The organism is Hydrogenophaga sp. (assembly GCF_041633695.1).
In the GTDB taxonomy this organism is placed as follows: Bacteria; Pseudomonadota; Gammaproteobacteria; order Burkholderiales; family Burkholderiaceae_C; genus Hydrogenophaga.
In genome coordinates, this window is the sequence record NZ_JBFJMY010000348.1 from 1 (window position 1) to 4,414 (window position 4,414).

Annotated in this window: 3 protein-coding genes and 1 pseudogene; 1 reads left to right on the plus strand and 3 read right to left on the minus strand. The window is 70.5% G+C overall.

Going from position 1 to position 4,414, the window contains the following annotated elements; genetic code table 11:
• The 3 genes and pseudogenes from ABYB95_RS17675 to ABYB95_RS17685 all read right to left on the minus strand — a co-directional run.
• Positions 1-215, minus strand: a pseudogene (locus tag ABYB95_RS17675) (acyl-CoA reductase); the annotation flags it as partial.
• A 75-nt stretch (positions 216-290) separates the two neighbouring features.
• Positions 291-674, minus strand: a complete 384-nt coding sequence (locus tag ABYB95_RS17680) for a group 1 truncated hemoglobin (RefSeq protein ID WP_372659895.1) — start codon at positions 672-674, stop codon at positions 291-293.
• Between the two features lie 57 nt (positions 675-731).
• Entirely contained in the window at positions 732-947 is a 216-nt protein-coding gene (locus ABYB95_RS17685) for a hypothetical protein (protein ID WP_372659897.1), read from the minus strand.
• 130 nt (positions 948-1,077) lie between these two features.
• Here ABYB95_RS17685 and ABYB95_RS17690 point away from each other — a divergent pair, with 130 nt between their 5' ends.
• Complete coding sequence (locus ABYB95_RS17690) at positions 1,078-4,284, plus strand: AAA family ATPase (protein ID WP_372659899.1); 3,207 nt, start codon at positions 1,078-1,080, stop codon at positions 4,282-4,284.
• Positions 4,285-4,414: the final 130 nt, after the last annotated feature.

The following is a 4,414-nucleotide window of genomic DNA, read 5'->3' on the forward strand; positions in this document are numbered from 1 at the left end:
GAGAGACAGCCGAGCTGGTCCCACAGGGCCGTGTCGAGGGCGAGCGCGTCGCACAGCTCCTCGAGCCCGATCCCCTCACCGGCCTCGGGTCCGGCCACCGCGAAGGACAGCCGGTGTCCGTGGGCCACCAGGTGCTGCGGCGGGCGTTTGGTGGCGCTTATGGCAATGTCGGCGTCTCGGCGCGTCAGGCTGGCCAATCCATGGCCGACGTGCAGCCCGCGCGCGCGCCGCCGGTCTGAAGCGCGTGCATGAAGTGGATGCACGCAGCGGGTGGATCGCTGCGTGCCAACTCAGACCCGCACCACCTCGGCCTTCATCGACCACAGCACACCGAGCACCTCGTGGCGCACGGGGGCTTCCACGCCGCAGGTCTCCAGCGCCGCCATGGCGTCGTCGAGCACGCTGACGAACTCCTGCTCGCTGATGTTCATGCCCCGGTGCGTGTTCAGCATGTCCTTGCCGGCATAGCTTCCAGGCCCGCCCGAACCGACGCAAAAGAAGTCGGTCACGTTGCGCTCGGTTTGATCCATGTCTTGTATCTGGGCAAAACGGGTTTTGACCAAGGGGTTGGCCAAGTGGTTTTTGATCAGCTCGCGTGCGATGCGCGCGATGCCGTCGCGGCGACCCAGACGGTCGTACAAAGTAGATGCTGTGGTTGTGTTGGTTTCGCTCATGTCGTTCTCCGGGAGTGGGTGGGGGTTTCGAAAATGCCTGTGAAAACCGGCAATGTTTCAGTGGCGCACGGCGCGCAGCAGCGGGAGCCAGGACGCGTATTCAACGCGTCCCCGCGCCAGCGCCTCGGCACTGGATTCGCGCTGCAGATGGTTCAGCGCTGCCGCCACCGAGTGCTCCAGTTCCTGCAAGGTTTCCGGCGGCAAGGCGGGCGGCAGCGTCAAAACGGCGGACCCGTTGCCGGGCAATGGGAAGCTCAGTTGTCTGGCGTTCATGGTGTGCTCCTGATGCGTTCGGCGGGCCGGAATCGACCCGCTGCTTGCATGTTGGCCAGGCGCCGTTCCTCAAGCGTTCCTGGGCATGCAAGCCCTTGCGGGTGGCGGCCCAGTGCCTCAGACTGCCCCTATGGAAACCCTTTTGCCCCGGCTTTCTGCCGGTGATTCACCCGCCCGGCTCGACGTGGGTCTGCTGGGCCGGTTCGAAGCGGCGGTCGATGGCCAGCCGATTGCCGCAGACCACTGGCCCAGCCTGCGCGCGGCGCACCTGGTGCAAATGCTCAGCCTGCAGCCAGGCCACCGCATGTCGCGCGATCTCGCCATCGACGCCCTGTGGCCGCAGCTCGACCCCGAAGCCGGTGCCGCGAATCTGCGCAAGGCCTTGCACCATGGCCGCCAGGCGCTGGGTCGGCACGACGCCATCGGCTTGTTGGCCGGTGAGTTGCTGCTCTGGCCCGAGCGACCCGTGGCGGTGGACGCCGACGTGTTCGAGGCCCGCGCATCGGCCGCCCTGCGCCAGCGCGACCCCGCCGAATGCGCCGACGTGGCCGGCGAATACGGTGGCGACCTGCTGCCCGGTGCCCGCTACGAGGCCTGGACCGAACCCTTTCGCGAACGCCTGCGTGCCCTCTACCTCGACCTGTTGCGCACCAGTGGCCAGTGGGAACGCCTGGCCCTGCACGAACCCACCGACGAAGCCGCGCACCGCGCCTTGATGCAGCGCGAACTCGAAGCGGGCAACCGCGCCGCCGCCTTGCGCTGGTACAGCCGCCTGCGCGAGGCCTTGCAGCAATCCTTGGGCGTGACACCCGATGCGCGCACCGAGGCGGTGTACCAGCGCTGCGTGGCCGGTTTGCAAGCCGTGGGTCCGGCCTTTGTGGGGCGCGCCCAGGTGTTGGGCCAGGTGGCGGCCTGGCTCGGCATGCCCAGTGGCAAACGGCCCGGCAGCATTGTGTTGCGCGGGCCGGCCGGCATTGGAAAAAGTGCGCTGTGCCGCGAGATCGGCGCCCAGGCGCGCCAGCGCGGCTGGACCGTGCTGCGCCTGGACGCCGCAGAAACCGGCCGCGCCTACGGCGCCATGGCGGCGATTGCCGAACGCGTCATGCTCGAAGACCGCAGCGTGCTCGACCGCATTGGCCCACCGGCACGCGCCGTGCTGGCCTTGCTCAGCCCGCTGGCGGCACCCGCCAACGCACCGCAAGGGCCGCTGGGGCGCCACCAGGTGGTGGGTGCCATCCGGCGGCTGCTGCTGGCCGCCGCGCCCGAGGCCGACATCTTGCTGCAGGTGGACGACGCCCACCTGATCGACGACGCCGATGTCGAGGTGCTGGTACAGCTGGCCATGGCGGGCGGGCCGCTGTGTTTGCTCGTCGCCACCCGGCCGGTGCCGCCCAGCGCTGCGCTGGCGCGTGGCGTGGCGCGGTTGCAGCGCGCCGGCGTGTTGCAGCCGCTCGATCTGGCGCCCATGGACGAAGACGAAAGCCGCCGCCTGGTCGTGCGCGCACTGCCCGCACCATTCGCTGCGCCCTCGTCCGACGCCGTGGTGGCGCGCATCGTGCAGGCCGCCGACGGCAACCCGTTTGCCGCGATTGAGCTGGCGCGCTGCGCGGGCGACGACAGCAAGCGCCTGCCCGGCAGCGCCGCCGAGGCCATCACCGAGCGCTTGTGCGACGTGCCCGCCAACGCACTGGCGCTGCTGCGCTGGCTGGCCTTGAGCGGCGGCGAATGGAGCGTGCGCACCGTGGAGGCGCTGGCCCAGCTCGCGCAGGTGCCCGCTTTCGCCGCGCTCGATTGCGCGCTCGATGCCGGTGCGCTGGTGTTCGCCGACGGTGGCTACCGCTTCCGCCACGAACTGGTGCGCCAGGCGCTGCTCGACCAGATACCACCGCACCGCCGCCTCAAGATGCACCGCGAAACGGCCGCGCAGCTGGCCGAGATGGACGCCGTGCCCGCCCACGTGGCCCGCCACTGGCTCGAAGGCGGGCGGCCGCGCGAGGCCATGCCCTGGCTGCTGGCCGCCGCGCGCGACGCCGCGCGCCTGGCCGCTTTCAGCGACGCGCTGCGCCACCTCGCCCCCCTGCTGGCCTTCGAGAGCGGACATGTCGAAGCGCTGCGCCTGCGCGCCGAAGCGCTGGACGCCATGGGCGACCCGGCAGCCATGGCCGCCTACCGCTTGGCCGCCGAAGCCGCCGGTGAACCCGACAGCCACAACCTGCGCGCCAAAGCCGCGCTGGCCCAGGTGAAACAAGGCGACCCCAAGGGCGCGCTCGAAGCGCTGCAAGGCGTGCTGCCCAATTCGGTGGACGGGCGCCTGAGCGAGGCCCTGGCCTACGCCGGTGCCGCCGCGCTCGGTGCCGCCGACCCGGCCATGGGCACGACCAAAGCCGCTGAGGCGCGCCGCCTGGCGCTGGAATCGGGCGACACCGCTTCGCTGGTGATCGCCTCGTGGGCGCAGGCCGCCGCCGCCCACGCGCGCGGCGAACTGCACCGCAGCGTGTGGGCCGATCTGCAGGAAACCAGCCACGTGCCGCACCTGGCCCTGCGCGTTTTTGATGGCCACCTGTGCATCACCCAGCGCTTTCTATATGGCGCGCGGCCCTATGCCGAAGTGATCGCGTTTGCCGATGCGCTGGCCACCGAAGCCCAGCGCCTGGGTGCCGCCCGTGGCCATGCCTTCGGCGTCACCCTGCGCGGCGAAGCCGAATGGCTGGCCGGCGATCTGGTGGCGGCGCGCCAGCACCTGCGCGAAGGCGCACGCCTGCACCGCGCCATTGGCGGCCCGGTGGGCGAAGCCTTGTCGCTGCAGCGCCTGGCCGAGGTGTCGCTGCACGAAGGGCGGCGCGACGAAGCCCGTGCCCTGGTGGACGAAGCGCTCGACGTGGCGCGCCAGACCGACATCGGCTTTCACCTGCTGGACCGCATCTACGGCACCCGCATCAACCTGCACCACGACGACCCCGAAGCCGCTCTGTACGTGATGGAAGACGCCAGCGAATCGGTGCGCGGCCCACTGGAAACCTGCCCCGGCTGCCGCATCACCTTCGCCGTGCCGGCGGCGATTGCGGCGGCGCGCGTGGGCGAACTGGCCCTGGCCGACCAGCACGAAGCCCAGTGCGCCTACCTCGCCAACGTAGTCATGCGCCTGCCCGCCTGGTACGCGGCGCACGAAGAGGTGCGCGGCCACATCGCCGCCGCACGAACGCCCAAAGCCAATGAAGCCGCGAGCCGGTTTTCAGCGGCTGCCGCCCGCTTCCAACAAGCCGGGCAACCACTGGACGCGCAGCGCTGTGAGCGGCTGGCGGTGGAGGCGGCGCGGGGTGGTGGGCTGAGACGATAAGGAGGGCGCCGCGTGCACGGCCTGCCCTAGGAGCCTGCGCGGCAGAAGGCGTCGAAAGCGAAAATCGCCCCCAGCGAGGACAGTTTTTGCCGGATGTGCAGCCCCATAGCCCGGCTATGGGGCAAATAGC

Bases quoted from the DNA above. Each gene is read 5' to 3' on its own strand.
- ABYB95_RS17680 (WP_372659895.1), bottom strand. From the start codon at position 674: ATGAGCGAAACCAACACAACCACAGCATCTACTTTGTACGACCGTCTG.
- ABYB95_RS17685 (WP_372659897.1), bottom strand. From the start codon at position 947: ATGAACGCCAGACAACTGAGCTTCCCATTGCCCGGCAACGGGTCCGCC.
- ABYB95_RS17690 (WP_372659899.1), top strand. From the start codon at position 1,078: ATGGAAACCCTTTTGCCCCGGCTTTCTGCCGGTGATTCACCCGCCCGG.